A 26,048-nucleotide genomic window follows, 5' to 3' on the forward strand; every position below is an offset into this window, starting at 1 on the left:
GGAAAACAGTCGGCATAAGCATAAATCATTCCTCCAATCCCGGCGTTCGGGTCGGGGCAAAAAATCTGAAGCGTCCACTCGGAAGAGCTTTCCGGGGAGTCTTGCGGCTCTCCTTTTTCCCTTCCTCCTGAGCACGCCACTGTTATAGCACTGCATTTTAGCACTGTCAATAGTAGAGTGCTAAAATTCACAAAAAAATAATACTTTTGCAACAATATCTTGTATCTGTCTTTCCCCCATTACCACAATGAGACAAAAATCAACACCGGGAGATGGAATCGCACACCGTTTTCTTTCCGGCCTATCCCATTTTGGCGCAAAAAAGCTAGGATTCAGTTGTTTTCCTGCTGCTTTGTATGATTTTTGCCATCGTTTTGCAGCCGCTTTTCCAGTGCGGACTGCTTGGCAAGAATGGCGTTTACTTTATCGTACAGGTCCTCGATCATGATCTCGGTCTTCAGGTTGACTTTATAGTCATTTTCCGCTCTGCGGCGGTCTTTTTCCTCCTGACGGTTCTGGCTCATCATGATCAACGGTGCCTGAATTGCCGCCACACAGGACAGTACCAGATTCAGCAGAATAAACGGATACGGGTCAAACGCTTTGGCAGCCAGCACCGTGTTGACCACCATCCAAAGAATCAGAACACCGGTAAAGGAAAAGATAAACGCCCAGCTTCCGGCAAATTTTGCAATGGAATCTGCTGCACGCTGCCCCAGCGTATACTTTTCTTTTTCGCTTTCAGGACTGACGGAGATCTTACTGTCTGCCAGCAGATTCAGCACTTCCTCATCGGTCATGTCGTGCCGGATGTCCTTGAGCACTTCTTTTAATAGTTTTCTGTTTTCCTTCATAACGGTCACTCCTCTCTCATGGATGTTCTTGGGTGGTAAACGGGAATTTATCAGTATCTCTTTTTGCATGTTTTGGGTATCGTTGCTTCATAACTCATATCAAGCAACATTTTGATTTTGTCATCTGATACGCTGCACATCCAGTGCAACAGTAATCCAGCTATCCTTGCTCATGTGATACGCCGGGAAGAAGCCGGGTTCCTCTCGTAGTGTGCCAATCAGAATTGGGTCACATTTGAAATCGACCACTTCCAGCATTTCTTCGCCTTGCAGCCCCAGCTTGTTCTTTGGTACATCCATAATCAGAGCAAACCACTTCCGATTATTACAATGCCGGAACACCTCATAATTCGGATATTTGAGCCACGGATAATCTGTCTCGGCGTTATATGTCTGATTCTAATTCTGCGCGTTTCATAACCTCACCTCTACAACTTCTAGCTTTCTGCATGTTACTATATAGTTTTGATTACCTGTTCTTCTGCATTTTGGCCGAGGGATAATCTCTTCGTTGAAAAAATAATTGACCACGATAGGCGGATCGTTGAACGGGCGTTTGATGGAATCATCATCCCGGACATACAGTAGCCCTTCCTCTTGGCAAAACTGCCGCATCTGCGCATCCAGCATTGACCAGTAGCTGCGTTCTTTTTTATTGTAAATGGTATCGTACAGCGGCAGCAGGTCTGGATGTTTTTCCGTTATATAGTCAAAAATCGTTTTCTTATAACCGCCCCGCAAGTTTAGGTTTTCCAGCCAGACCAAATTACATTGATTCTTCGCCCGGTGGATGATGGAGGGCAGGTCGGTGAGGCCGGGGAAAATCGGCGAGATAAAGCAGGTGGTGCGCACACCAGCATCATGGAATGCTTTCATAGCGGCCAGCCGCCGCTCAATGCTCACTGCATTGTCCATATCAGCGCGAAAATCTTCGTCCAGTGTGTTTGATCGACCAGGATACCCGCGCATTGGGGAATGTTTTAATGAGGTCAAGGTCACGCAGCACCAGGTCAGACTTGGTAGCAATACTGAGGCTACATTCGCTGCCCTGCATCTGCTCCAAAATGGCGCGGGTGCGGCAGGCGGTTTCCTCCAGCGGCTGATATGGGTCGATCACGTAACAGAGAAACAGTTCTTTCCCTGCATACCGCTCCGGGTGTTTGATTTCCGGCCAAAATTTAACGTCTATGAACTCTCCCCAGGGCTCCGGGTGATTGGTAAAACGCTTCATAAAAGATGCGTAGCAATATTTGCAGCCGTGGCCACAGCCCACATAAGGATTGACCGAATAATCACTCACAGGCAAATTGGATTTTGTGAGGACGCTTTTTACTTCAACGTTTCAGATGATTGGCTCCATTGTATGTATGCTCCTTTGATTTTGCTTATTTTTCACGGGACAGTTTCATCATATCCTTCATATCGGCAAAACCGATTGTTTGATACAGCGGCCTGCCTTTGTTTGAGGTTTCAAGATAAATTTTTGAAATATGCCGCTGACGAGCCTGCTCTACAAGCCACCTGACGATTCTGTTCCCTATGCCGTGTCCGCGAAACTGCGGCCGGGTATAAATGTTCATCAGGTAGGCACATTTCCCGTTTAGATTGTCCGGTGAGGGCATCTCATGATAGAGGCATATCCCGCCGCAGCCGACGATTTCCTCCCCTACGTAGGCAAAGCAGGCAATATGTCCGCCCTGCGGCAGTTCTGTTTGATAGTAGCGGCGATTTTCCGATTCCAGCTCTGTTACAGACCGCTCCGAGGGGATGGAGAATACCTCATGCAAGACTTCCATTCGCCATTGCATCAATACATTCAGGTCCTGGATCGTGGCCTGCCGGATCTGAATCTCCATTATAATGCCCCCGCTTTCATTACCACCGGCAGTTTCGACACATCCGGCTTACCGTTGACATTCAAAGGAATCTGCTTCATCTTCACAAAGAACTCTGGGATCATAAAGGAAGTCAAATTTTCAGACAGTTCTTTTTTTACTTCCGAGACTTTCAGCTTATTGTCGGAAGGCACCACATAGGCGGTCATATAGGACAGTCCATCCTCGTCTGTAAAAGCCCGGACAATAGCCTGCTGCACATCCTTGCACCGATAGAGCCGGGACTCCACCTCGGCAAGTTCCACCCGCTTGCCGTAAATCATGATCTGGTCGTCCTTGCGGTGCAGGAATGCAATGTTGCCATCCGGCAGGATATAGCCCAAATCGCCGCTGCGGTACATGGTGCTACCGTCCGGCTGCCGCTCAAAAGCTCTGTTTTCCTCGGCATGGTCGCCAATGTAGCCCAGAGATACACCGCCGCCATAAATGCAAATCTCACCCGTCTGCCCTTTGGCAACCTCGTTGCCAGACTGATCCAGAATCCTGATTTGCGCACCTAGTACAGGATGACCGATGGGATAGGTACCGTCCTCCAGCACAGTTCCACTATTACAACGGTAATAGGAGGCGCAGACCGTTGTCTCGGAGGGGCCGTAGGTGTTGTAAACCTCTGCTTTGTTCAGCAGGTGATCCACATAAACGCCCCGCAACACATCGCCGCCGCTGATAAGCAGCCGCAGAGAGGACGGAATGACAGACAGGTGGTTCATTTCTGCCAGCAGATACGGAAAGCCGCTGATCATAGTCACATGGTGGCGTTCCACAAAAGCCATCAATGCATGGATGTCGGCCTTATCCTCGTCAGCGGGGATGGCCAGAGCGGCACCATTCAGCAGACTGGTGAACACTTCCTCCACAAAGATGTCAAAAGAACAGACGGAATATTGCAGCATGACATCACCGGGGCCGGGATGGAACTCGTTGGCAAAGGCACGGACATAATGGCAAACATTGCGGTTGGTGACACAGACACCTTTGGGCCGCCCGGTGGTACCTGACGTATACAGCACATAGGCGGGGCGTTCCGGGTCTTCGATGGCGTTGCGCTTCCAGGAGGGCGTCTCCACGCCGCAGATCTCACAATCTGTATAGCGGATGGGGAAACTGCTCAGTTTGGGCGCAAAGGCGTGTTCCGTCAGCACAAAATCCACCTGTGCCTCGGTCATCATGTCATGGATGCGCCCGGTGGGAAAATCCGGCTCGGCTGGGACATATCGGCCGCCGCATTTGAGTACCGCCAGAATCGAGGCAATCATCTCGGTTCGGTGACGCATGACGATGCCGATGCTGTGTACTTCCTGCGGAAAGCTGCACGTGATCATATCCACCATGTTGGACAGCTCTCCAAAAGTCATGGTGCGGTCGTTTTCAATGATAGCCGGGGCATTTTCATGTTCTTTAACTACCTTCTGAAAAAGCGAATAGATCGTATCCATCGTTTTATCTCCTTGTCGGTTTATCTATTTAATATCCAGTGAATGCCAGCCGCTGTGCGCTTGTTGCACGCCTGATAGTGGCTGCCACTGTTCAGTACGAAGGTGGTTTCGATGCCTTTCCCGTGGCACAGTGTTTCTATCTCCTGCGTATTCTGCTGCACAACGTTCAAAATCGGATTATCGGTGGAGCTCTCCTTGTCTCCGAGAGAAAAATACAGACAGTCAGGTTTGCGCTTCATCTCATGGGAGCACACATATTCCATGATGCCATCAAACCAGAAGGAACCTGACATACTCGCTGCGCGGGCAAACACATCCGTTTGGTAGAGAGCGTAGAGGGCGAACAGCCCGGCCAGCGAGTAACCGGCGAGGCCCCGCCAGGCGGGCGCACCGGGAAGGAGCGCTTCCGCTTCCGGCATAATTTCATCCAGAAGCAGTTTCAGGTAATCATCCGCACCCCCGGTGCAGGGCGTATCGTGTTTAGAGATCGGCCCCATATACCACGGTGTCATGTCATGATCCCATTTCAGCTGACTGACCGCCACCAGACTGAAATCTGGGCAGCCGAGCGCCATCAGGTTTTTATACACACTGTTAACGGCATTGGAAAAGGTGTTGAGATAGATAACTGGGCTGCCCGGCTTTGCGCTTGGGTATATGTCCACTCTTTTTTGTTCTATGGTTAAAGAAGTCACCTTGTTGCCTCCTCTCTTGACGATTCATTGTATAAATATTGTACGGTATCCGAAAACGAAAGCAAGTACGCAGAAAGTTCGTACATAGTATCAAACTACTGACCAAGGCTATAAACAGGAGGAAGTAGCCGTTGGCGATGTTGTCTGTCTATATGTTACGGCCCCGGTTTCCGCTGTTCTATATCGGTGCGAAGCTACAGAAGTCAATATTCCTTACCATTATGATGATGGCAACGTACATATGAACCATGTGATGAGATTGAAAAAGCTGGATCAGTACAACCCGTCTTTTCTCCCGTTTGAGAAGCTGAAAGCCTATGGGATTGGTGCGGTACGTGGGCCACGAAGAATGCCTCACAGTCTGATTTGCGAACTGGAAAGGAATCGGTATGAGCAGTGATATTTGGAATCCCTGGCATGGCTGCCGCAAATACAGTGAGGGCTGTGACCACTGCTATATGTACTATCTGGACAATGAACGGGGCAAATCAGGCGGGGAAATTTATAAAGTCAAGACAAATTCCGATTTGTCGAGTTCAGTATACCACACCAAATGCAAAAAGAGAATATGTACGCCGCCCGCAGGCGGCAAAAGTCAGTCCGGGGGAAATTCCAGTTCGGCAAACTCTGCATCGGTCAGCAATTTCAGCTTTTCGATAACTCCCTCCGACAACTCCCGCAGGGCAGTCTCATCGGGCATCAGGTAGCACTGCATGAGCCGCAGTTCGTGGATAAGCCCCAGCCGGGTGCCGGTGTTGTAGAGCATCATCAGCATCAGTTCTTCATGGTCAAAGTTCATGGCCATCCCTCGCTTTCCGGCATCCAGTTGGATTGCACTCCGGGGCATCGCACTTTTCCCTGAGATTCATCAGAACCGAAGCACGTTCCGGCTTTTTATCCAGAAACCCCTGTAAATCTTTGAAGCCGATGCTGTCCACATAATGCACAGACACCTCGCCATTGCGTTTAAGTGCAATCACATCGCTGACGGACAGGCTGTGTCCCTCAAAATCCTGCGGACGGGAGAGGTTGAACATCTGAAACAGTTCTTCCAAAATCTCGTTGTTCGGCACATCCTGCCACATGGCGGGCAAATCAGCATAGTAGGTGACCTCATAATGCTCCGGGTCTGGCGTTTTGCCCCGACGATGCAGTTCCCGCATGGAAGCAAATCTTTCATCGGGGATTTTTTCGTCATGCCGCAGCTGCATCACCATATAAACATCGCACCCTGCGTTCAGAAACTTCTGCGGGATGTCTGTCATGGGTTCACCGTCAAAATTCTGGTTCCATTTTCGCTGCATCGTCCACCTCACAGTTCCGGTGCAGAATGTGCAGAGGATTTTGGCGCAGACGTATCACTTGCCAGTTCTGCCAGCTTTTCCAGTGTGGAAGGGCGATGGTCTGCACTCAGTTCCTCGGCTTCCGCAACTTTATCCATGACGGCATCGTAGTCCTGCAACAGCCGCCGCCCCTTTTCCATGTGATGTGCTTTCAGAATCTGCTCACGGGCTTCCTGAATGGTCAGTTCCGGGGCATCCAACTGCCCGCCGTCCATCACGGAAAAATCGCTGTGGTAAATGGTGTAGTTCCATCCATCCTCACAGGACTGGATGGCAAGATAACCTTTGCCACCCAGTTCCCATGCGGCCTGCTCGTCCTGTGTCTGAATTTCGGGGTAGAAGTCGGCATGGTTCCGCTCCATGACCTCGGCAAACTGGCAGATGTGGAACACATTGCCCAGACCGCCCATGTCAAAGTGATAATCATCCAGATGTTCCAACCGTGCCGTAAAGCTGCGCCCATCCGGGTAATCCACCTGTACAACGCCGCCATCTGGAATGCGGTAGAGATCGTCATAGTGGCTGTTGATGAGACGAATATCCTTCGGCAGCGTTTCCGGCTCCCAGATGCGCCGCCTGCCGATGCCCGCCTGCGGGATGTTTTCGAGAATCTTTACGCTTTCCTGTTGGATGACCTTGCGGTCATCGTCCGAAAGTTCAAACAGATACCAGTTCCGGGCAGCAGAAATGGCGTTCCTGCCATCGGGCGGCAGGTTCTTTTCCGAGATCTGCCCGCTTTCCAGCGGCTCACCAGTTACCTTGTTGTAGGTGGCAAAGCCGACGCCTGCACCGTTTTCCCGGAGGTGGAGATAGCGTTCATCGTTGATAAGGTAGACCGCTTCTTTTTTCTGCTCCATCAGCACCCACCTTCAAATTCCAGAGAAAACTTGCTGCGGCCATCCGCTTCACAGGACAGCAGCACGGTGGCGTTGTAGGTCTTTCCCTTGGCACTCTTGCAGTCCTTCAGCCGGACTCGACCATCCCGCAGCAGCTTGTCTGCCACATGAGCATCCAGCCGCTTGCCCAGACGCTTGAAGAACGCATTGTCCTTCCACAGGACAAAACGGCACTCCCGGTTCTCGCAGAACCAGCCTTTTTCACGCTCCACGACAGGCTTACCGCAGTTCGGGCAGACACCAATAATCTTGCTTTTCATAAGTGCATTCGCTCCTTTTTTCATTTCCGTGTTCTTTACCAGTTCGGTAATCATCGTATTGATCTCGGTCATAAATTCGCTCGGCTCCATTTCGCCACGTTCGATTTGCAGCAGCTTTGTTTCCCAATCGGCGGTCATTTCCGGTGATTGGATTTCTTCGGGCATCACGGTGATGAGGGCTTTTCCCTTGTCGGTGGGCAGCAGCACCTTGGTTTTCTTGGTGCCCTTGCGCTCCAGAAAGCCCTTCTGCACCAGCTTTTCGATGGTGGCAGCTCTGGTTGCTGGAGTGCCGATGCCCTGACGCTCTACACCCTCCGGCATACTGTCTGCACTGGCGGTTTCCATCGCATGAAGTAGAAGGTCCTCGGTGAAATGCTTCGGCGGGGACGTTTGACCTTCTTTCAGTTCGGCACCGGCAATGCTGCACTGGCTCTGCTCCTTCACATCCGGCAGAACCGCCGGTTCTTTTTGCTTGCCCAGCAGCTCGCCCAGCATTTTCCGCTCCACAGCTTTCCATCCCTCGGACAGCACCACCTTGCCCTTTGCGGAGAACTCCTCCCCGGCGCAGATGGTGATAATCGTGGTTTCAGCATAGCGGTGCGGCTCACCCACGGCGCAGAGCAGCCGTGTAGCAATCAGCCGTAGGATATTCCGCTCCCCGGCAGGGAGTGCGGCAAGGTCTGCGTTTGCCATGCTTTTCGTGGGCAGCAGTGCATGGTGGTCGGTGACTTTGCTGCCATCGATGACCTGCTGCACATGGATGGGAATCGGCTCCTCCACTGCAAACGCCTTGCCCGTGGCCGTCACCAGTCCCGGAAGGGATGCCGCCATATCCTCCGTCAAAAACCGGCTGTCTGTGCGGGGGTAGGTGATGAGCCTTTTTTCGTAAAGACTTTGGGCATAATCCAACGTCTGCTGCGCCGTAAATCCCAACAGACGGTTTGCATCCCGCTGCAATGCGGTAAGGTCATAGAGCTGCGGCGGGCTTTCGGATTTCTCCTTGCGTTCCATCTTCTGTACCGTGACACGCTCCTCCTTTCGGCATTTGGAAAGCAGCAGTTCTGCATCCGCTTTCTGAGCAAACCGTTTGCTAGATGCGGCGCCGCCGTCTGCAAGGGTCAGGGCAACCGTGTAGAATTTCTCCGGCACAAAGGCGGCAATGGCAGCTTCCCGAACTACCGTCATAGCGAGCACCGGGGTCATAACACGCCCCACTGCCAGCGGTTGCCCGTACAGGCACGAAAAAAGCCGGGACGCATTGATGCCGACCATCCAGTCGGCGCGTTCCCGGCAGAGTGCTGCATTGTACAGCGCGTCGTATTCAGTTGACGGTTTGAGGTGGGCAAAGCCCTCCCGGATGGCAGATTCCTCCATGCTGGACAGCCACAGACGGGAAAAGGGCTTTTTGCACCCAGCCTGCTGGTACACCAAGCGGAAGATCAGTTCTCCCTCGCGCCCTGCGTCTGCAGGATAGTTCTCGGAGGTGACTTTTCTGACATTGTTACTCGATGGCATCCAATGGGCCGATAAAGCGGTAGAAAATCTGGATTTTCTGGACGTATTCGCCATCGACCTTTTCCGCTTTGGATACCAGAATCTTGTCAATCAGCTGATGCAGAATCTTATAGTTCAGTTCGGTGATGCCAGCGTACTTGCTGACTTCATCAATAAAATCCTGAATCTTGTCCAGCTGACCGTGTTCAGCACGGCCTTCCCGCTCGTACTGCTCAATCTTCTCGGTCAGTTCAGCCTGTTCTTTGTCGTAGCGATCTGCAAGCATTTGAAAACGTTTCTCCGGGAGAAGTCCCTTTGATACGTCCTCATAAAGTTTTGCATACAGGTCTTCGATTTCTGCGATTCGTGCTTTACACTGCTTCAAATCCCGTTTGTGCTGCGCCCGGTCAGAGGACATCCGGAGGTGCATCTGATTTGCAATCTTCTTCACAAGGGCTTCCCGATTGCTCACAGCGGCCTTTGCGTGTGCCTGAATGTCCGCAAGGACAGCTTCATGCAGAACACGGGCTTCCAAGTTGTGAGAGTCACAGGCTTTCGCACCATATTTCCGATAAGTGCTGCAACAATAAAAGGTCTGATCCAGAACACTGTTACGTTTGCGCCTGTGCTCGACCTTGACTAACATCGTTCTGCCGCAGTCTGCACAGCGGACGATGCCTTTGAAGATATTGTCGTAGTCGGTCTTATCGCACATAAAACTACTGGAACGGCTGTAAAGGATTCGCTGCACGTTCTCCCAACGGTCTTGTGGGATGATTGCTTCATGTGTATTCGGAACGATAGCACGTTCTTCAAAAGGAATATAACGCCGCTTTTTGGATTTCATGGACACGGTGGGCTTGGCTTCATAGATGATGTGTCCGGCGTAGACCGGGCTGTGCAGAACCTGACTGATATAGGCACTGTCCCAATCATACATCTTTTCATCATCAATAAAGCGGCCAAACATCTCTTTCTTGTAGTAACACGGCTTCAAGACTTTTTCATCGTGGAGCCGCTTGGCGATGCGGTGAAGCCCCAGCCCTTCCTCTGCCATTGAATAGATATACTCAACAACGGGGGCGGTGTTCGGGTCGATCACAAGGTGATTGTGGTCGGCAGGGTCTTTCTGGTAGCCAAACGGTGCGCCGCTGGAGATATACTTTCCACTTTTCTTGCGTGTCCGAAGGGCACTCTTGATTTTTCGGGAAGTGTCTTTGGCGTACATTTCATTGATGATGTTTCGGAACGGGGCAATATCCATCTGAGATTGCTCGTTGGAATCATAACCATCGTTGATTGCAATATAGCGGACACCGTGTTCAGGAAAGAAGATTTCCATATACGTTCCGGTTTCGATGTGGTTGCGTCCAAGTCGGGACTGGTCTTTGGTAATGACTGTTGCCACCTTTCCTTCCCGGATATCATCCAGAAGTTCCTGAAAGGCAGGGCGGTCAGAGTTCGTACCGCTGTAACCATCATCAACATAGTACTGGCAATTCCCGAAACCGTTGCGTGTGGCATACTCCATAAGCATCGACTTTTGAGTGCGGATGCTCAGGCTTTCGCTGTTTGAACCGTCATCTTTTGACAGTCGGCAGTATAAAGCAGTTACTTTTTTGTCCTTTTCCATGTGTACCTCCATTTGTGCTTTTTGCACAGATAGTGATTCTTGAATGATTTGTGCTTCTGTGAGTGGTTATAATGATTATGGAACACGGTGTTTCGCTTCCCTGCAGAAAACAAAACATAACCGCTGTTGTAGACCGTTAAATGACTGCCCTGATCAAATTCCCTGCGAAGCAGCACGATACCTTCCTCGTAAAGCATCTTGGGAGAAGGAGTGCGCTTTGCATGGGAAGGTGCTCCTACCAGTTCCTTGACCTTTTTCAATGTAAGCATTTTGTCCACCTTTCTGCCTTTCGGCTTCGGGTGAACTGAAAAAAGCAGCAAAAATCGTCTCAGATTCACCCGTTTTTTTTGAACGGGAATCTAAGATTCCTCTTGCTGCTTTCTATTTGTTTGAAGTCCCTATACTAATAGGAATCCACAAAGCCATTTTGGAATACAGTTTTTCAAAAAATTTTGAAAAATAAAAAAGCCGGAACAGGATGAACTACTTACAGGCGCACTACTGCGCTGCATTCGCTCATTCTGTTCCGGCCTATATCACATATTGCTACGGTATCGCTCTAACAAACAGATATTATATTGTAGACCCAAAAGAACGTCTGATGGAGCTGGTCGGCTAACCAGGTGCCGCCTAAGATTCCGCCTCTGCGCTTTCAGTGTCCGATGAAGCACTCTGCTTCAGGCTTCTTTCCGATGGTTCTCTGCTGTGAAAAATTCGATACTCTTCACGGGAAGGCCGTGAATACACTCCACCAGAGATTCAGCAGAAATATAATCTTCACAGTCACCACGCTTGATCTGAAGCATATTCTTTCCATCAACGACACTGCGATTCCCAATCCGCAGCCCCTTTGGGGTGCGGATTTCATGTTCTCCGTTGCTCATCTTCTCACGGCCTCCTTTGTGTTGGTTTAAGTTTCTTTTTTTATTCAATTTCACCTTTTGAACTTCCGCTCTTTTTTCACCTTTTTCGGCTTGCATATTTACGATTTTTACGGTATAATAATCCAAAAGATGATAGAATATAGCATATATTATAAGCAAGTCGTGTCGCCGTGTCAAGAGGAAAATGTGAAAATTCGTTGCATCTTCCAGATTGAATATTTACAAATCCCGTTGCACATTGTTACAGCACGATAACTACGCCATAGAAAGGTTGCAAACATGAAATTTGGAGAGAAAGTTCGCGATCTACGAAAGAAACATTCTTTAACACAGGACGAATTGGCACAATGTCTGGGTATCAACAAACGAACGATCATCGGATGGGAGCGTGATGGCCGCTACCCTCGCAGTGTTGAAATGCTCGAAAAGATGGCTGATATATTCCATGTACCTTTGACCTATTTACAGCCGGATCAGTCTTTATTTATCGAACGTGCCGCCGAAGCCTACGGGAAAAAGGGCAAAATAGAAGCCCAGCATCTCGCATTTGAGCTTACTGAGCTATTTGCCAGCGGAGAGTTGACCCCGCAGGATATGGACGGCATCATGTATGAAATGCACAAAGCCTATTTTAAGTACCGAGAACAAAAACGAGAAAAGGAACGAATAATGAACCTGTAAACCACCGTTCCATTCACTATGCCATCCCCGGAAGGAGATCACATTATGGATTCTGCGTTTATTCACCAAGCCGCCAACGAACTTGTCCAAAATGCCGGAACTCGCAACATCAAACAAATCGCGCGCAGTTGCAGCCTGGACATCAGTGAAACATCCCGCATTAAAGATATGTTGGGTTTACTTTCGCTCTATTTTGATAAGCCATTGATTCTTATCAATCGCCAGCTGGACAAACAGACTAAGCAGATGGTGTGCGGCTATGCGCTGGGACATTATCTGGAGCATCAGCTGCTCATGGACTTGCATACCCTGGACAAGTTTCTGACCATTAAGGACAAGCACATCCTTCTTTACGAGCATAACGCTTTCACATCCCACCTGATGCTGGACAGTGATGAAGTCTATCAAATGACAAAGCGTGGGTTGGACGCGGCGCAAATTTCCGTAGCGAAACGAATTCATCTCAACCTAGTGATGGTGAAACTTCTTGAGCTGCATCATCTGGGATATGATCTAAGGCACTATCACGCCCAGCACCATGCGTTTATCAAACAGTTCAACCTTCCGGCACATTTTCAGTTTGATGTGGCCGCTGGATAAACTTATGTTCTTATAACCCTAAAACCCGTGATGAACAGTGCGTTATGCCTGTCCATCACGGGTTTTTTCCTGTTATTTCAGTTTTGCGAGAATTTCATCGGCACTCATGCCTTGGGCAAGCAGCTTTTTCAGAACGGATTCCGCTTCTGCCTTTTTCGCATCTTCTGCAGCTTTGGCATCTGCCTTTGCCTTTTTTGCTTCCAGCATTTCCACTTCTTTTTCGACTTTCTTCAAAGCAGCCTTCTTCACTTTCAGATCAGCCTTCAAAGTGTCAATGTTTGCGGTGATGGATGCGATTTCCGCTGTGAGAGCTTCCTTTGCGGACTGCTTTTCTGCAATCTGCGTTGCGAAATCAGCAGTCACAGTTTTGGGCTTATTCTTGCTACCTTTTGTTCTGGGCATAGGATACAAACCTCTTTCCAATTATAATAACTAAAGTATATCACTCTGCGAGTCTACGAGCAATATCTATCATATCATCAAATTGGCATTTTTCTTAACCTTATTCAGTACCACATCCGATAAAGCACCTTGGCTATTCAGATGGATTGCCAAAATAATATACTCTGTCAAAAACATATCCGTATACATTTTAAATGTATCTTTGTTTGCATTGATGCTGTTCATTCGAGCCGCAACATTACCATGGAAATTATTGCAACGAGAAGCATAGAGAATACCAAAAAGAACGAACGACATCCTTTCTACTTCTGTGAATTTGTATGTTTTCTTTGTTCCCTGCACATCACAGAATGTAATCTCAACTTCTTCTCCTAGCATGAGTGCTTTTAATTTTGTTCCAAAACTATGTGTTATGGCTCGACTCTTTCCTTTGTTTGCATTGGTAATTCCGAGATCTACTTCATTATTAACAAGCGTCGGATTGGAAATCTTACAGTATGACTTTCCATACGCATTATCCAAAATATCTAATAGCGATGGAATTTTTCGTTTTAACGTTTTATACGAACTAGCCCTATATTTTTCTGCTATGCCTTTCTTTTCCATTGCATACCCTTTAAGCATATACGATGCTACATAGTGAAATGTTTTATCTGGCATTCTTTTCAAGAAAGGCTCTAAAATTGCTTTATATTTATTATTCCAGTCACCTAAAATCGCATCACGAATAAGTTCAATACCCTTTGTGTCCTGACAAAAACCAACATTGTTATCGCTTAATTGCTGAACGTAATACGAATGATTAATTGCCTGCCAACAAAACAACGCTGCCAAATCCGGTCTCTCAGGTAAAACATAATAGCTATCAAACAGATACGTTAATATTTCGTATGGATAAGGTACGCCTTGATTTTCCCAGTTTTCATCATATATATAATCAAGTTTGTCCAAAATATTATTATTACAACGCGGCAGAAGGTCTAAATGACGTTCTTTCGAATAATCCTTTGCAAGTTTCAAAATATCGTCCATAATGATAGCACCTATTTGTTTTTCTACATTTATTCGTTATCACATCTCTGCCGATCATAGATCGTTGCCTGCTGCTCACCACGAAGAGGTGTGTGATTATCCGAGCAACATCGGGAGCTAACGCTCCCAATATTCCACATAATTCTATTCTTTTACAGATGCTTTTTTGCCTTCGTAATTCTGTAGTACATTAAACCGCCAATCATTCCACCGACTGTATTATAGAACAAATCAGACAGTTGGAATGTACCGAGCCTTAAAAACAGCTGTAGCACCTCAATGCTTATCGAAAAAATGAACGCTATCTTTCCGCTATACCACAGTATCTTCTTCCAGCTACTGCCCACTTTCTCTTGAAATGTCCATATAACCATGCTGGTGAACGGCACCATCATGATCACGTTCTCAATGCACTCAGTTGTAAGTTTCTGCTCGCCGTTCACGGTCTCCCAGATGCCCCAGCCACCCATGACATTTGACAAAGGATTTAGCCACAGGTTCCGATTCAGCAGCGTTCGGAACAAGATCATCGATGTCACGAAAACCAGTAAGAACATCTTCCGAAAGAACACGCTCTCTTTAAATTTCTGATACCAAGTCACTATGGCGTTCTTCCATCCTTTGCCTGCTGCGGTAGGCTCATACGCATACAGATAGAAAAACATGGCCAAAAAGGAAAGAAGAAGCGAAAAGCCAAACGGCTCATATAGCGCAGTCAGGGTGTTTGTGAGGATCTTCCCGAATAAATCAATAGTTTCTTTCATCGTCGTTTATAGATCACTGAACAAATCAGCCTTATACACGCCGTTCTCCAGCATCTCCTTGAAACCGCCCTTTACTGCTGCGACATCTTCATGGTAGGTCATACCATACCATGTATCATTGGTTTTCAGAACCTTCACTGACATCTTTCCCTGCTCCAGCAGTTCGCCGATGAAGATAGGGATCAGATACTCTGCTTTCAGCGGATTGCCCGGCACTTCTTTCTCAAAGAACTCTTTGAAGCCTTCCTCCAGTACATCCAGAAACTCCGGAGTCAATCCCCACATGTTCATAGAAACCAGAGAATTTACATCCACAGCCACGCCGTCTGCTTCTGCTCCAGTTGCGGTCTTTACAATGTTCTTGGTTTCCACAACCTCAGTCAAATTGTTCTGATCATCCATCTTGCAGATGCCACGGGTCACACCGCCATTATCAGACAGCGTGTTCTTCAGCACAAAGCCTGCCATGCAGGACTTTCCACCATTCACCAGATATTCATGTACGGCTTTGAAACCTTCTTTGCCATAGTAATCATCTGCATTGATCACAATGAACGGAGTATCAATCACATTTTTCGCTGCAAGGACGGCCTGTCCAGTCCCCCACGGCTTTGTCCGGCCTTCCGGCAGAGTTCCCGGGATATCGTTAATATCCTGGAAAGCATAGTCCACAGTTACATTATGAGCAGCACAAATAGAGGAAATACGGTCACCGATGACCTCTTTGAATTCTTTCTCGATATCCTTACGGATGATAAATACTACATGGTTGAAACCAGCCTCTATCGCATCATGGATTGAGTAATCCATGATGATATGTCCAGCATCATCCACCGGCTCCAACTGCTTGATTCCTGTTCCGAAGCGGCTACCGATACCAGCAGCCATGATAAGTAATGTTGTTTTCATTGTTATTTCTCACTTTTTCTATCAAATTGATTCTACCATAGTTTTCATTCTTCACATCTCTGCCAATCATAGATCGTTGCCTGCTGCTCACCTCGTAGCGGTGTGTGATTATCCGAGCAGCTACCGTGTGGAAATCCACACGGTTTTATTTTGCCAAGCACAGGCAATAATTCGACAGTATTCGGCTTTTGGGTCAAATTTCGTTCATTTTGTATTTACATTTTAGTACCAGGGGGCTGGCACAAAGTGCCTTGTATTCTGCGGAGTCTTTGTATGCAATCACAAAGTATATATTCTATCGCGCAAAGAAAAATTACTTCGCAAACCATCCTTATCGTTTGCGTTTTTATTAAAAATCCAACACATATTTCTACAAATTTATTGATATGCAAATATTGATGTGTTGCCATTATAAAAATCGAATTTCGACCAAAAACAATTAGAAAATGCTTCAGAATTTCGATTTTGCTTAGAAGCTTTGCAAGGTATAGTGTGGCTATACTGCCCATAATACCTAATACAAAAGATATAATCGGTGTTCCCAATTCAAGACCAGAATACTCTATCGGCTTCGCCTCATTTGATACAATAAAAATCACACCCCACATCAAGGCTAGTTTAACCACTGATTTTCTATCCTCATGAACTATTTTTAAGAATACTTTCTGAAGACCAATACCAAGAGAAATCCAAGAAAAAGCTACAATGCCTCTTACAACCGCTGCAAAAACAATTACGCCTTTAAATTCAGAGAGCAACACCAACTTTGAACAAACTGCTCCGATGAAATAAGCGCCCCCCCCCCACACAGCAAATAAAATTTCTCGCTTTTTTGGCCAATGAGCAAAACAAAAGCCAAGCCAATAGTAAGTGCGCTCAAAAACCATAATACGGATACACCATAAAATGAAATTGTATATACAACTTCATTCCACAACTCATGTTTCGTTCGCGTTCCTTCAACACTATATCTCACGATATAGTCAAACACCAAGTATATTCCAGACCACTCAATGTATTTAGTCAAGATCTTTTTAATCTGGATAGCTTTACGAGCTCTCGTTCTAGCAATATTATAAACAATACCAGACAAGATAAAGAACAACGGCATGTGGAATGAATAAATAAAATTCCGCAACGAGGCACTTACACACAAATGTCCCGTAATAACCAGAACCATTCCTATTCCTTTTGATATATCCACTTCTTCGATCCGGTTCGATCCCGTCATTTTTCTTCACTCTTTCTTTGCCTTGTCCAGCGTAATAAAAACACTATTCCTTCCTCTTTTAGCAGCATCAAAATCACCAAATATGTTATTGCTGATATAACAATGTCCGCTAAAATTCGCACAGCAAACAAGTGAACTCCACTCAACAAAACACAACAAATCACAATTGCTATACTACCTAAAGCCGTATTTCGGATTGTCTTGAAAATTCCTGACAATTTCACATATTTTCGTGCATAATAAGCCTGAATTATTAGCGCAGTTCCTTCCGCAAGCAATGTCGTAAAGGCAGCCGCATTTTGCGCAAAAAAAGGAATTAGTATAAGATTTAGAATTAGATTAACTGCTGCACTAATCATTGTAGCCTTAAAAATGATTTTTTCATCCTTAAATGGCATCAATATGCACTGTCCAACAAAGGTTGCCAACACACAGACCGGTAATGCTGCGCACAAAATTACAAGTGATTCTATTGCTCCCATGTACGACTCATCTGCCAAAAGCAATATCACTTCTCTTCTAAGCATAATAACGCCAACCGTTACCGGAGCAATCAAAACAATAACAGTTTGTAATATTGTTTTTAGCTGTTTATTATATTCACTCTGCATATTGTTAGCAATATAATAAGAAAGCCTCGGAATAGCTACCATTAAAGTGGATGTTGCCACCGTCTTTAAAACGGTATATATTTTAGTAGAAACGCTATACAGACCGACATTATAATCGGAACAGATGAATCCCAACACTGTAACGTCCGAATTCACATATATTGTGCACGCTAATGCTGTCGAAAAAATAATCAGAATTGGCTTCAGATGATGTCTTAGATTTAGTGACTTTCTTAAACCAAATCGAATCTTTTTTTGAGCGCAGACACAGTTAACAACATTCGCACCAACATTTGCCGTAACTGTAACGACTGCATATGGAATAACGTCACCTTGTTTTCTCACAAAAACGAATAAAAGCACAATAGACAACATCTGAACTACTATGCTACGAATTGTTAAGAAAAGATAGTCCTCATAAATTCCAAAAATCCATTCCGTACCGATCGTTGTAAAAATAATTTGAACGCTAAATGTAAGCAACAGCGCCGTGTATCCATGGAATTTAGGCACCGTAAGCAGACACATAAAGAAAACAACATATACAATCGCAGTGACGAGCATGTTGATTGACAGGATTTCTCCACAGAATTTCTTTAGTTTTTCTTGATTGTCTCTTATTCCCGCTCCTTCTCTAACAGCATAGCTAGATATTCCAAGTTGTGCGAAGAGTGCAAAATATCCGATAACTGAACTTGCGAAATTGTACTGACCCAAGTCTGTCACACTTAATGTTTTTGCAACATAAGGAAACGAAATCAGCGGAAAAACGATTCCCATCAGACTTTTTACAGCATTTAATGCCATATTTAATTTCAACGATTTTTCTTTCATTATTTTATTTTTTCCCTGCTATATGTAAGAGAGAATCTCGATACCTTTCATATGATATCTCTTTATCAAAATTACTTTTTACAAATTTCTTCTCTGCAATCGACATGGTGGTCAGCTTATCTGCACTATCAAAGAAGGCATCTAATACACGAATATAATCTTCTGCTGTCTGGCAATGAAAATATTCTTTTTCATTTTCAGCATTGATTCCTTCCATTCCTATTTCATTTGTAAGAAGCGGTACACCCGCACTAAGTGCTTCTAAGACCTTAACCTTTATTCCAGCTCCCATAACCAGAGGTGCAATCATGCATGCACAATTTTGCAACCAGGGTCTTATATCCTTTACAAATCCTGTAACTATTACTCTTTCGTCTTGTTGACTTAGGAAAACCAGTTTTTCGTCTGGATGTGATCCGAGCAAAACAAGGTTCCACGACGTATCTTTTAATTTACAAAATACATTTTCATAGAACCAAAGTGCGCTTTTTACGTTTTCAACACGATTCAATGCGCCAAAAAACACAATATTCTTTGTCGTTGGTTTCCATTTAACTGTACTGTAGTCATCATAGTATGGAACAATCGAAGAAAACTTATCTTTACACTGCGGCATCATATTTTTTGCACGTTTTAAATCTTCTCTGCTGTGAAAAAATGTCATATCGCATTGAGCAAGCGCTCCCAATTCCAACCTCTTTAAATCTTCTAACTTTTTAGCCGTGAAGCCTTTTTCTGCAGCTTCTACCTTACGTTGAAAACCAACTACACTCAGGTCATGTTCAGATGCCACAATTTTGCTGTCAGGGAAATAGTTGTGAACCAACTCTCTTGTCAGTACACACTGTGTCCATTCTAAAATAATGATATCCGGCTTATATTTTTCTCTCGCAAGTTCAGCCAATTTCTTTTTTAATAGAAATTCATCGTATGTATTATAGAATCCACAATACTTCTGGAGCGGCCAATATTTCGTAGCCTTACTCATTATAAACCTCAACACTTTGTCTTTTACCGTATATCCGTACTTTGCCGGTACTAGACGATACGGATATGTATGATCCAATTTGTTAAAGTCTTGTTTTGTAACAAATGTCAATAAAGTTACTTCATCATCCTTAGCAAACGAATTTAGGTAATAATATACTGTCTTACCGCCTGCATGGCTCACATTCTCATAAGGAAAAAAAGCCGAAATAAATAATATCTTCATATAAAATCCTCATTGGGCTAATATCAAACGATTCAATGCCCGAATCACTTTCTTATTTAGTAAATGTTCAGCAAAGGAAAGTAAAATTGTTATAGCAATTACTGTTCCTGCATAAGCAATCCCAGCGGTATCAACTGCCAAAAAGTGCTTTACCACACTCATTACAAACCCGTGTGTCAAGTATATTTCATAGGAGAACGCTGCAACCCACTTCAAAAATATACTGTTCAGGCTAAAGAAGTAATCCACCATCATCATCAGATAGACAGCTGCTATTAGCGTAACCTGCTGGATCAACACCTTAGCAACTTCTCCTACACTGTTTCCATACTTTATCTGTAAGACCGTACCAGCTCCCAAGGCTATAAGGCTTACAATCACACTGGTTTTATCATAATGTTTAATCCAACAATAAATCTGCTCTTTATATCTTGCAACCAAAATGCCTACCAATACAATAAGAACAGCATTATACCAATATACAGAGTAGTTTCTAAACACCCCAAACATTATATATCCCACCAACAGCAGTGTCATCACATATAGATTACATTTCCTTGAAGAATTCATTTTTGAAATTTCAAAGAAAACATATACGATAATAATTGCGGCAGAATACCAAGAATACTTAACAATCGGATCCCCTTCTAGGGTTGATGCCACAATATCAAAAAAAGCAATCTGTTCCGCCATATATTGACCGTAGATCCAATATAGCAAACTAATCGTTATATATGGAATGCAAATTGTAACGACACGCCGCAGCAAAGAGTGTTTCTTATGCTTTGCCGCATATGTCTCCCCATACTCCAATCCATACCCTGATATCAAAAAAAAGTATCCAACCAATAGGTATCCTGAAATCACGGAGATGTAACCCAACTGATGAAAAAATCCATCAGCGAACTTCTGAGTAGCTATATGGTGGGCGATTATCAGCAACGCACACATTCCTCGCAGCTGATCTGTATTTTGCTTTTCAAACCATGCTTCCACCGATCGTGTCTTTCTGTATCTTATACCCGCCAAAGAAAGTCCACCGATTACTAAATAAATCAAAAGCTGTGTCATATCACATTCCTCTTTCGAGCTGCTTCATTTTGTCAATCAGTGCCAATTCTACCGCCAACAAACAATAAGTGTAATAATATAACATGTACGGTACGAGTATGGATACTGCAATCAAGTATATACCAATACCAACCCCACACTCGATTCCAAAATCCAATTTCCTTTGCAACTTATATGTACTGATGGAAATATATAAACACATTAGAATATTACAGGCGACCCCAAAAAAGCCATAAAAATACGCTAATCCAAAATAACCATTATCAACAATATAAAAATCTTTTGCCCTACTGATTCTCACAGCCGATGAACTTTGAATGTTCACATATCCTTTACCAAATATCATACTAGGGATATCTTCTGTAACACTTTGTATATAAAACTGCTGTCCTTTGTATCGAACATCAGTTTGACTTTGATAAGAATCGATTCCTTCCCGAAATCCCTCTAAATATTGATCAACTATGGGGATCGGTGCATAAAGCAACACAACAGCGACCGCAAAAATAGAAACAGCCGCTTTCCATTTTTGCCTATTGAAAAGAATCAACAGAATCGTCAGAACCAATGCCAGAACAATAATCCCCGATCTTCCTTTGATTACAGCAATATAATAAAACAGATGAATCGCAAATATAAATCCCCATTTCCAACAAGGACGTTTGATTATCTTATAATACGCATAAAACATGCTAAAAAGTGTTCCCACTTCATTAAAGCGTAGCCGCACTTGGCCAAACCGATAGTCATAGTCCACTATCAGAAACTTAAACGGAAAGACTAAATATTGAATGCTGTAAATCGTTGCCGCAGCAATTCCAACTCCCAGCATAACATTTATCACCCATTTAAATCCCCCTTTGCGGCTCAATATCACATTTTTTATCGGGAAGTAGGCCAGCAAAATAAGGTAATATCTTTGCGGACGCAGTCCCATAAGGATGCTCTGTCCATAACTCTGCTGCGAACGGACTGCAGAACATACTACCATCAAAGCAATTGCAGTCAGAAGTATTTTTGTTGGCTTATCTGTATTTGGTAATCCAACGCCTTTATAGTACAGTAAATACACAAAAAACATTACAACCGCAATAATAACAGCCAAATCCATCTCTGTGATTGGCAAATTCACCAGATAAAAAAAGTGTTCTCCCGTCAAAACCAACAATAGAAAAAGGAGCTCCATAAAATCAATTTTTCTTATTCTCATCTTGTTATGGCTCCTTTCTTAGTTCCTGCACGCCAAATTTCACATAGCTTTTCCAAGCCTTCCAACAAGATGGATCTTTTCTCCAAAATATATAGGTTTCCAATACTCGAATCACGAAAACTAACACCTGGTACGATTTTTTCCAGTGTCTATATTTCCTCATAAAATACAATTCACTTTTAAAGTTTTCTGTCCGCGTCAAAAGATTTACCCCAGGCTTTGTTGAACCGCCATGTTGATGCAAAACCTTTGCATCAGGTTCGTACTGTAACCTCAACTGTGCATTTTGCGATTTTTCTGCGATAATATATTCCTCGTAATACAAAAAAGTAAACGGGTCAAAAAAATGTATTTTTTCAAAGTCCTTCATACGCGCCGCAAATATTGCACCCGATAGCCAATAAACATCTTGTTTTGTCTCTTGTTGTTCCTGCCACTTCAACCACTCTGCTTGATTTTTCTTAAAAATCCGCCCAATCAATGTTTCGCGACACAAATACTGCCACCTATCTGGGCTCTTATGTTTTGCTGTAAGTTGTATTTCTCCTTTTGTACCGACCATGTGCGGTCCTACAAATGAGATGTCTTTGTCATTTTGTAAATCCTCTATCATCAGGTCAATTGCATTATTCATCAAGAATATGTCGTTATTCATAATGACTGCAAACTGACTTTCATCTTGCATCGCTCGTTGTAGCAACTTGTTATTCCCTCGTGCATAACCAAGATTTTCCTCAGATGCAATTAGTGTAACATCTTCAGCTTCTTCGTAATATCTCTTTAGTTCATGCAGGGACTCATTTTTTGAACCATTGTCCAACAAATAGATATGATAATCCACCGTTGTTTTTTCGCGCAGAATATCTATACACTTTTTTGTTTTTTGATATGTATTATAGTTTATGATTATAACTGCAACTTTGCTCATCTTCGCTCCTTCATTTTTTCAAGGTAAATCTCAGTCACATCATTGGCCCATTTTTTTAAACCAAATTCCTTTACGAGAAAGTCTTCGACATGTGCTCGATTCTTTTCCTTCTTTACGACAGAAAGAATCGCATTACTTAATGCCTCTGGATCTTCGGCCGGAATAAAAATCACTCCCGGTATCTTTTCGTAATATAATTGACCACCAATTTTCGTTGCTACCACGTTGCACCCGCAATAGGCGGCCTCGGGTATCGCATAGGCAAGTCCTTCTTCTCTGGATGGTGATACAAAAATGTCCACTGCACGATAATACGTTGCAATATCCTGCCGCGGCGGCAAAAAATGCACCCACTTCGGTAGCATATTTGTTCCTGCAACCTTTTTCAATTTATCCTTGCATATATCCTCATTAATAGAACAAACAATGTACAAATTAATTTGATACCCTTTGTTAACTAAATCATTGATTGCCTTATATGTTATATCTACACCTTTCCTCTCAAAATCGGCTCCAAACATCATTACCGATATTCCCTGATCTAGTCCTATTACTTCATACTCATCTAATCTACTAAAACTGATTGCATTATTAACACATCTGACATCAATCTTGGGGAAATCTCTTTTTATTGAATTTGTCACAGATTCAGAGCATCCAATCATTGTCGCACTACGATAAAAAATATTTCCATATATCTTCCTCAGTGGATGCTCATTATAATCGGAATGGTTATGAAAATGTCTTATTAATACCGGCCTTCCCCCCCCCCATATTCCACAAAGAAGTAAGGATTGCTGTATGCATTCTTATTCCCCAAAAGTGCATATGAACAACATCAATATTGCAATCCTTTACAACTTTTCTTATCCGCTTCACATTGTTAGAAAAGCCTTCTCCTAAGTAAAACACATGCTTATTATCTTTATTGATACTATCAATCCATGAGGCTGACTTTGTTTTTGTTTCATCAGCAAATAAATAGAAGTTTTCGACCTCTGCAATATCATTATTTTCAATCATATCCAACGAATCAATAAAATTTCCTCTATAGGGTGCAGAGTAATTCAAAATCTGCAATACTTTCATTATATTCTCTCCTCCATCTCATATAACTCGTGCAACTTATGTGCTGTAACTTTAATGTCAAATATCCGCGCTTTTTCCACTGCATTTCTGCTCATTGCTTCTATACTTCCATCACACAACTTTTCATACATCTGAGAAATCATTTCAGCAAGTTTCCCAGCATCTACATCTTTTTCAAGAAAGCCCTCTCTTCCACTTGTAATCAATTCTGGAATTGCGCCTTTTTCAAACGCAATGCAAGGCAATCCCGTCGCCATTGCTTCAACAAGTGTAATTCCAAATCCTTCGGGACACCTTGCTGGATGGACAAATACATCTGCTGCATACAGATAATCTCTTACTCGATTACTTTTTCCTTCAAATGAGATTTTGTCTTGGACTCCTAACTCAGCGGCCATTCTTTTGCATTCTAGCATATCAGTTCCTTCACCCACGAAAAACACTTTAACTTTAACATTTTGGGGTAAATCCGAAATCGCTTGAATTAAAAGATCGCAGCCCTTTTCTGGGACAATTCGTCCAACGTATATGATTCTTAAATAATCCTTTCTTTCGCGTTTGATATACTGAAATTTGTCCAAATCGACTCCGTTATAGACAACTTCAATCTTGCTGTCCTCCCCTGGAGTTAATTGCAATGCTGTTCCTTTAACATATTTTGAGATTGCAATTCCGCCTTGTGCCATAGAAAAGCACTTTCTGTAAAGCATTCGATTGACAATGCCCTTCCAGCCAACACCCATTGCGCCTACCATGTCACAGTGCTCATACATGAAAATTTTTGCTGTCGGAATTTTTTTCTTTAAGAATAGGAGAATTCGAAACTCCATAAAACATCCTGTATGTGACACTATAACATCGATGTTATGTTTTCTACAAATATCAAGGTACTCTTGCTTTGCCTTTCTATCTGATTTATGCGAAGCATTAAGGACATAGACAGGTATTCCCTCTGCTTTCATTTCATCCGCCACACAGCCGCCTTCAAACAAAAAGACAAAAACATTTTGATCCTGCGAATACTTACTAATTTCCCGGCTCAACGTAGCAATTCCACCAAATCCACCGGATAACTGCATATGTAAAACGTTCATTCTTATTTTCCTCCCCTGACCAGCGATCTGATTTTATTGTTCACTTTGCCCCTCATTGTTAGCATATGAAGTAACATTTTTTCTATTGTACAATTCGTTTTTATACTATAATCGGAAAGGCTTTCTATATCGTCTACATTATCTGTTTCACAAATTTTATCAGGCATAAAAACATATTGCTTGGGAATCTCATTGTATGGACACTGATAATGTCTCTTTGAACTATGAATGTAAATATACCTGTGCTCGCACAGTGCATTTTTCTTATTTCGATATTTTTCTATAATTTCGCCTCTCGCAAAACAAAAAATTTGCTGCGTATGATTCTGAACTTGAACTCCATACATGCGTTTTGCGTACACATACTTTGTTAATCGCTGATCGTATCCTGATACTATATCTAAAAAAGGAATATATTCCAGCATTCTCCAACTTCTTTTTTTATACATTGCATATATTCCAGGCGTTTCATCAAATTGAAAAATTCTAGGCGAAGAAAAGACTTCATGATAATCCATGATATCCGGACATTCCATAAATCGCCTATTGATTTCATCTGTATTCCTATAAATGCTCAGGTGTCCCAACGGTAGAATTTTATCGTATCCTTCTAAAATTTCATCTGTGATATACTTCCGGATATTTCCCAACACCATATCCGAATCACAGTATCCCCAAAAATCATATTGCCTTAATTCTTCCTGAAAAATCAATCCGTACGCAACTTTGTAATCGCATAATTTATACGGCGTGCCCAATTCAACATCAAAATTAAAAATTCTATCTGCTACATCTTTAATGCATTTTAGTGTTGTATGCAATATTTTTACATTTGGCGGACAAATATCTGCTATGATTTCCTGATCCGTTACAAACAGGAAATCAATTGTTTTATTATATCCACAACTATTTAGCCAGAGGTAAAATTCCGACTTTAGTTCTCCAAAATAACAGCTTATCAATCTAATTTTATACATTAGCCTATTTTA

Annotated in this window: 28 protein-coding genes and 2 pseudogenes; 3 read left to right on the forward strand and 27 right to left on the reverse strand. The window is 43.7% G+C overall.

The window, feature by feature from the left end:
• Nucleotides 1-332: 332 nt before the first annotated feature.
• The 6 genes and pseudogenes from WMO17_RS08465 to WMO17_RS08490 all read right to left on the reverse strand — a co-directional run bounded on the left by WMO17_RS08465 (nucleotide 333) and on the right by WMO17_RS08490 (nucleotide 4,880).
• Complete coding sequence (locus WMO17_RS08465; RefSeq protein WP_005924646.1) at nucleotides 333-923, reverse strand: DUF1003 domain-containing protein; 591 nt, start codon at nucleotides 921-923, stop codon at nucleotides 333-335.
• 51 nt (nucleotides 924-974) lie between these two features.
• Nucleotides 975-1,196 carry an MmcQ/YjbR family DNA-binding protein gene (locus WMO17_RS08470; protein WP_226815879.1) on the reverse strand — a complete coding sequence of 74 codons (222 nt, stop codon included), beginning with the start codon at nucleotides 1,194-1,196 and terminating at the stop codon, nucleotides 975-977.
• 72 nt (nucleotides 1,197-1,268) lie between these two features.
• Nucleotides 1,269-2,193 (reverse strand): annotated as a pseudogene (locus WMO17_RS08475) (radical SAM mobile pair protein B); the annotation flags it as partial.
• Nucleotides 2,194-2,239: 46 nt separating this feature from the next.
• Nucleotides 2,240-2,710 carry a GNAT family N-acetyltransferase gene (locus tag WMO17_RS08480; RefSeq protein ID WP_005924656.1) on the reverse strand — a complete coding sequence of 157 codons (471 nt, stop codon included), beginning with the start codon at nucleotides 2,708-2,710 and terminating at the stop codon, nucleotides 2,240-2,242.
• Nucleotides 2,710-4,185, reverse strand: a complete 1,476-nt coding sequence (locus WMO17_RS08485) for an amino acid adenylation domain-containing protein (RefSeq protein WP_055058585.1) — start codon at nucleotides 4,183-4,185, stop codon at nucleotides 2,710-2,712. The genes WMO17_RS08480 and WMO17_RS08485 overlap by 1 nt, the downstream gene beginning before the upstream one ends.
• Nucleotides 4,186-4,205: 20 nt before the next feature.
• Complete coding sequence (locus WMO17_RS08490) at nucleotides 4,206-4,880, reverse strand: alpha/beta hydrolase (RefSeq protein ID WP_349137871.1); 675 nt, start codon at nucleotides 4,878-4,880, stop codon at nucleotides 4,206-4,208.
• Between the two features lie 389 nt (nucleotides 4,881-5,269).
• On the opposite strand from WMO17_RS08490, the pseudogene WMO17_RS08495 reads away from it, so the two are divergent.
• Nucleotides 5,270-5,389, forward strand: a pseudogene (locus WMO17_RS08495) (DUF5131 family protein); the annotation flags it as partial.
• Between the two features lie 86 nt (nucleotides 5,390-5,475).
• Here the strand turns inward: WMO17_RS08495 and WMO17_RS08500 are convergent.
• From WMO17_RS08500 to WMO17_RS08525, 6 genes are all read right to left on the reverse strand, one after another.
• A complete protein-coding gene (locus WMO17_RS08500) occupies nucleotides 5,476-5,679 on the reverse strand; it encodes a transposon-transfer assisting family protein (protein WP_015537699.1) in 204 nt (67 codons plus the stop codon).
• The gene (locus tag WMO17_RS08505) at nucleotides 5,669-6,184 is read right to left on the reverse strand and encodes a YodL domain-containing protein (RefSeq protein ID WP_349137872.1); all 516 of its coding nucleotides are present in this window, start codon (nucleotides 6,182-6,184) and stop codon (nucleotides 5,669-5,671) included. Before WMO17_RS08505 ends, WMO17_RS08500 begins: the two co-directional genes overlap by 11 nt.
• Nucleotides 6,185-6,192: 8 nt before the next feature.
• Nucleotides 6,193-7,080, reverse strand: coding sequence for an LPD16 domain-containing protein (locus WMO17_RS08510; protein ID WP_349137873.1), 888 nt, complete (start codon nucleotides 7,078-7,080; stop codon nucleotides 6,193-6,195).
• Entirely contained in the window at nucleotides 7,080-8,894 is a 1,815-nt protein-coding gene (locus WMO17_RS08515; RefSeq protein ID WP_349137874.1) for a DNA topoisomerase, read from the reverse strand. Before WMO17_RS08515 ends, WMO17_RS08510 begins: the two co-directional genes overlap by 1 nt.
• Nucleotides 8,881-10,506 (reverse strand): recombinase family protein, encoded by a 1,626-nt coding sequence (locus tag WMO17_RS08520; protein WP_349137875.1) that lies wholly within the window; start codon nucleotides 10,504-10,506, stop codon nucleotides 8,881-8,883. The genes WMO17_RS08515 and WMO17_RS08520 overlap by 14 nt, the downstream gene beginning before the upstream one ends.
• A 677-nt stretch (nucleotides 10,507-11,183) precedes the next feature.
• Nucleotides 11,184-11,390 (reverse strand): hypothetical protein, encoded by a 207-nt coding sequence (locus tag WMO17_RS08525; protein ID WP_349137876.1) that lies wholly within the window; start codon nucleotides 11,388-11,390, stop codon nucleotides 11,184-11,186.
• 279 nt (nucleotides 11,391-11,669) lie between these two features.
• Here WMO17_RS08525 and WMO17_RS08530 point away from each other — a divergent pair, with 279 nt between their 5' ends.
• Both WMO17_RS08530 and WMO17_RS08535 read left to right on the forward strand, forming a co-directional pair.
• The gene (locus WMO17_RS08530; protein ID WP_112148167.1) at nucleotides 11,670-12,071 is read left to right on the forward strand and encodes a helix-turn-helix transcriptional regulator; all 402 of its coding nucleotides are present in this window, start codon (nucleotides 11,670-11,672) and stop codon (nucleotides 12,069-12,071) included.
• A 45-nt stretch (nucleotides 12,072-12,116) separates the two neighbouring features.
• Nucleotides 12,117-12,671, forward strand: coding sequence for an ImmA/IrrE family metallo-endopeptidase (locus WMO17_RS08535; protein WP_349137877.1), 555 nt, complete (start codon nucleotides 12,117-12,119; stop codon nucleotides 12,669-12,671).
• A gap of 72 nt (nucleotides 12,672-12,743) precedes the next feature.
• Here the strand turns inward: WMO17_RS08535 and WMO17_RS08540 are convergent, their stop codons facing one another.
• The 15 genes from WMO17_RS08540 to WMO17_RS08605 form a co-directional block, all read right to left on the reverse strand.
• Entirely contained in the window at nucleotides 12,744-13,073 is a 330-nt protein-coding gene (locus WMO17_RS08540) for a hypothetical protein (protein ID WP_349137878.1), read from the reverse strand.
• Between the two features lie 69 nt (nucleotides 13,074-13,142).
• On the reverse strand, nucleotides 13,143-14,105 hold the full coding sequence (locus WMO17_RS08545) for a hypothetical protein (RefSeq protein ID WP_349137879.1): 963 nt from the start codon (nucleotides 14,103-14,105) through the stop codon (nucleotides 13,143-13,145).
• A 152-nt stretch (nucleotides 14,106-14,257) separates the two neighbouring features.
• On the reverse strand, nucleotides 14,258-14,869 hold the full coding sequence (locus WMO17_RS08550) for a VanZ family protein (protein ID WP_349137880.1): 612 nt from the start codon (nucleotides 14,867-14,869) through the stop codon (nucleotides 14,258-14,260).
• Nucleotides 14,870-14,875: 6 nt separating this feature from the next.
• Complete coding sequence (locus WMO17_RS08555; protein WP_349137881.1) at nucleotides 14,876-15,778, reverse strand: sugar phosphate nucleotidyltransferase; 903 nt, start codon at nucleotides 15,776-15,778, stop codon at nucleotides 14,876-14,878.
• A gap of 215 nt (nucleotides 15,779-15,993) precedes the next feature.
• A complete protein-coding gene (locus WMO17_RS08560; RefSeq protein WP_353963380.1) occupies nucleotides 15,994-16,542 on the reverse strand; it encodes a hypothetical protein in 549 nt (182 codons plus the stop codon).
• Nucleotides 16,512-17,009, reverse strand: a complete 498-nt coding sequence (locus WMO17_RS13165; RefSeq protein ID WP_353963381.1) for an acyltransferase family protein — start codon at nucleotides 17,007-17,009, stop codon at nucleotides 16,512-16,514. Before WMO17_RS13165 ends, WMO17_RS08560 begins: the two co-directional genes overlap by 31 nt.
• A complete protein-coding gene (locus WMO17_RS08565) occupies nucleotides 17,006-18,454 on the reverse strand; it encodes a flippase (protein ID WP_349137883.1) in 1,449 nt (482 codons plus the stop codon). Before WMO17_RS08565 ends, WMO17_RS13165 begins: the two co-directional genes overlap by 4 nt.
• A gap of 4 nt (nucleotides 18,455-18,458) precedes the next feature.
• Entirely contained in the window at nucleotides 18,459-19,667 is a 1,209-nt protein-coding gene (locus WMO17_RS08570; RefSeq protein ID WP_349137884.1) for a glycosyltransferase, read from the reverse strand.
• Between the two features lie 9 nt (nucleotides 19,668-19,676).
• Entirely contained in the window at nucleotides 19,677-20,738 is a 1,062-nt protein-coding gene (locus WMO17_RS08575) for an acyltransferase family protein (protein ID WP_349137885.1), read from the reverse strand.
• Between the two features lies 1 nt (nucleotide 20,739).
• Nucleotides 20,740-21,948 carry an O-antigen ligase family protein gene (locus WMO17_RS08580; protein WP_349137886.1) on the reverse strand — a complete coding sequence of 403 codons (1,209 nt, stop codon included), beginning with the start codon at nucleotides 21,946-21,948 and terminating at the stop codon, nucleotides 20,740-20,742.
• 4 nt (nucleotides 21,949-21,952) lie between these two features.
• Nucleotides 21,953-22,876: a glycosyltransferase gene (locus tag WMO17_RS08585; protein WP_349137887.1), complete on the reverse strand. Its 924-nt coding sequence runs from the start codon at nucleotides 22,874-22,876 to the stop codon at nucleotides 21,953-21,955.
• Entirely contained in the window at nucleotides 22,873-23,520 is a 648-nt protein-coding gene (locus WMO17_RS08590; protein WP_349137888.1) for a glycosyltransferase family 4 protein, read from the reverse strand. The genes WMO17_RS08585 and WMO17_RS08590 overlap by 4 nt, the downstream gene beginning before the upstream one ends.
• Before the next feature lie 88 nt (nucleotides 23,521-23,608).
• Nucleotides 23,609-23,965, reverse strand: a complete 357-nt coding sequence (locus tag WMO17_RS08595; RefSeq protein ID WP_349137889.1) for a hypothetical protein — start codon at nucleotides 23,963-23,965, stop codon at nucleotides 23,609-23,611.
• Nucleotides 23,965-25,059, reverse strand: coding sequence for a glycosyltransferase family 4 protein (locus tag WMO17_RS08600; RefSeq protein WP_349137890.1), 1,095 nt, complete (start codon nucleotides 25,057-25,059; stop codon nucleotides 23,965-23,967). The genes WMO17_RS08595 and WMO17_RS08600 overlap by 1 nt, the downstream gene beginning before the upstream one ends.
• Nucleotides 25,060-25,061: 2 nt before the next feature.
• Nucleotides 25,062-26,036 carry a DUF6625 family protein gene (locus WMO17_RS08605; protein ID WP_349137891.1) on the reverse strand — a complete coding sequence of 325 codons (975 nt, stop codon included), beginning with the start codon at nucleotides 26,034-26,036 and terminating at the stop codon, nucleotides 25,062-25,064.
• Nucleotides 26,037-26,048 lie beyond the last annotated feature (12 nt).

The organism is Faecalibacterium faecis (assembly GCF_040096475.1).
GTDB lineage: Bacteria > Bacillota > Clostridia > Oscillospirales > Ruminococcaceae > Faecalibacterium > Faecalibacterium taiwanense.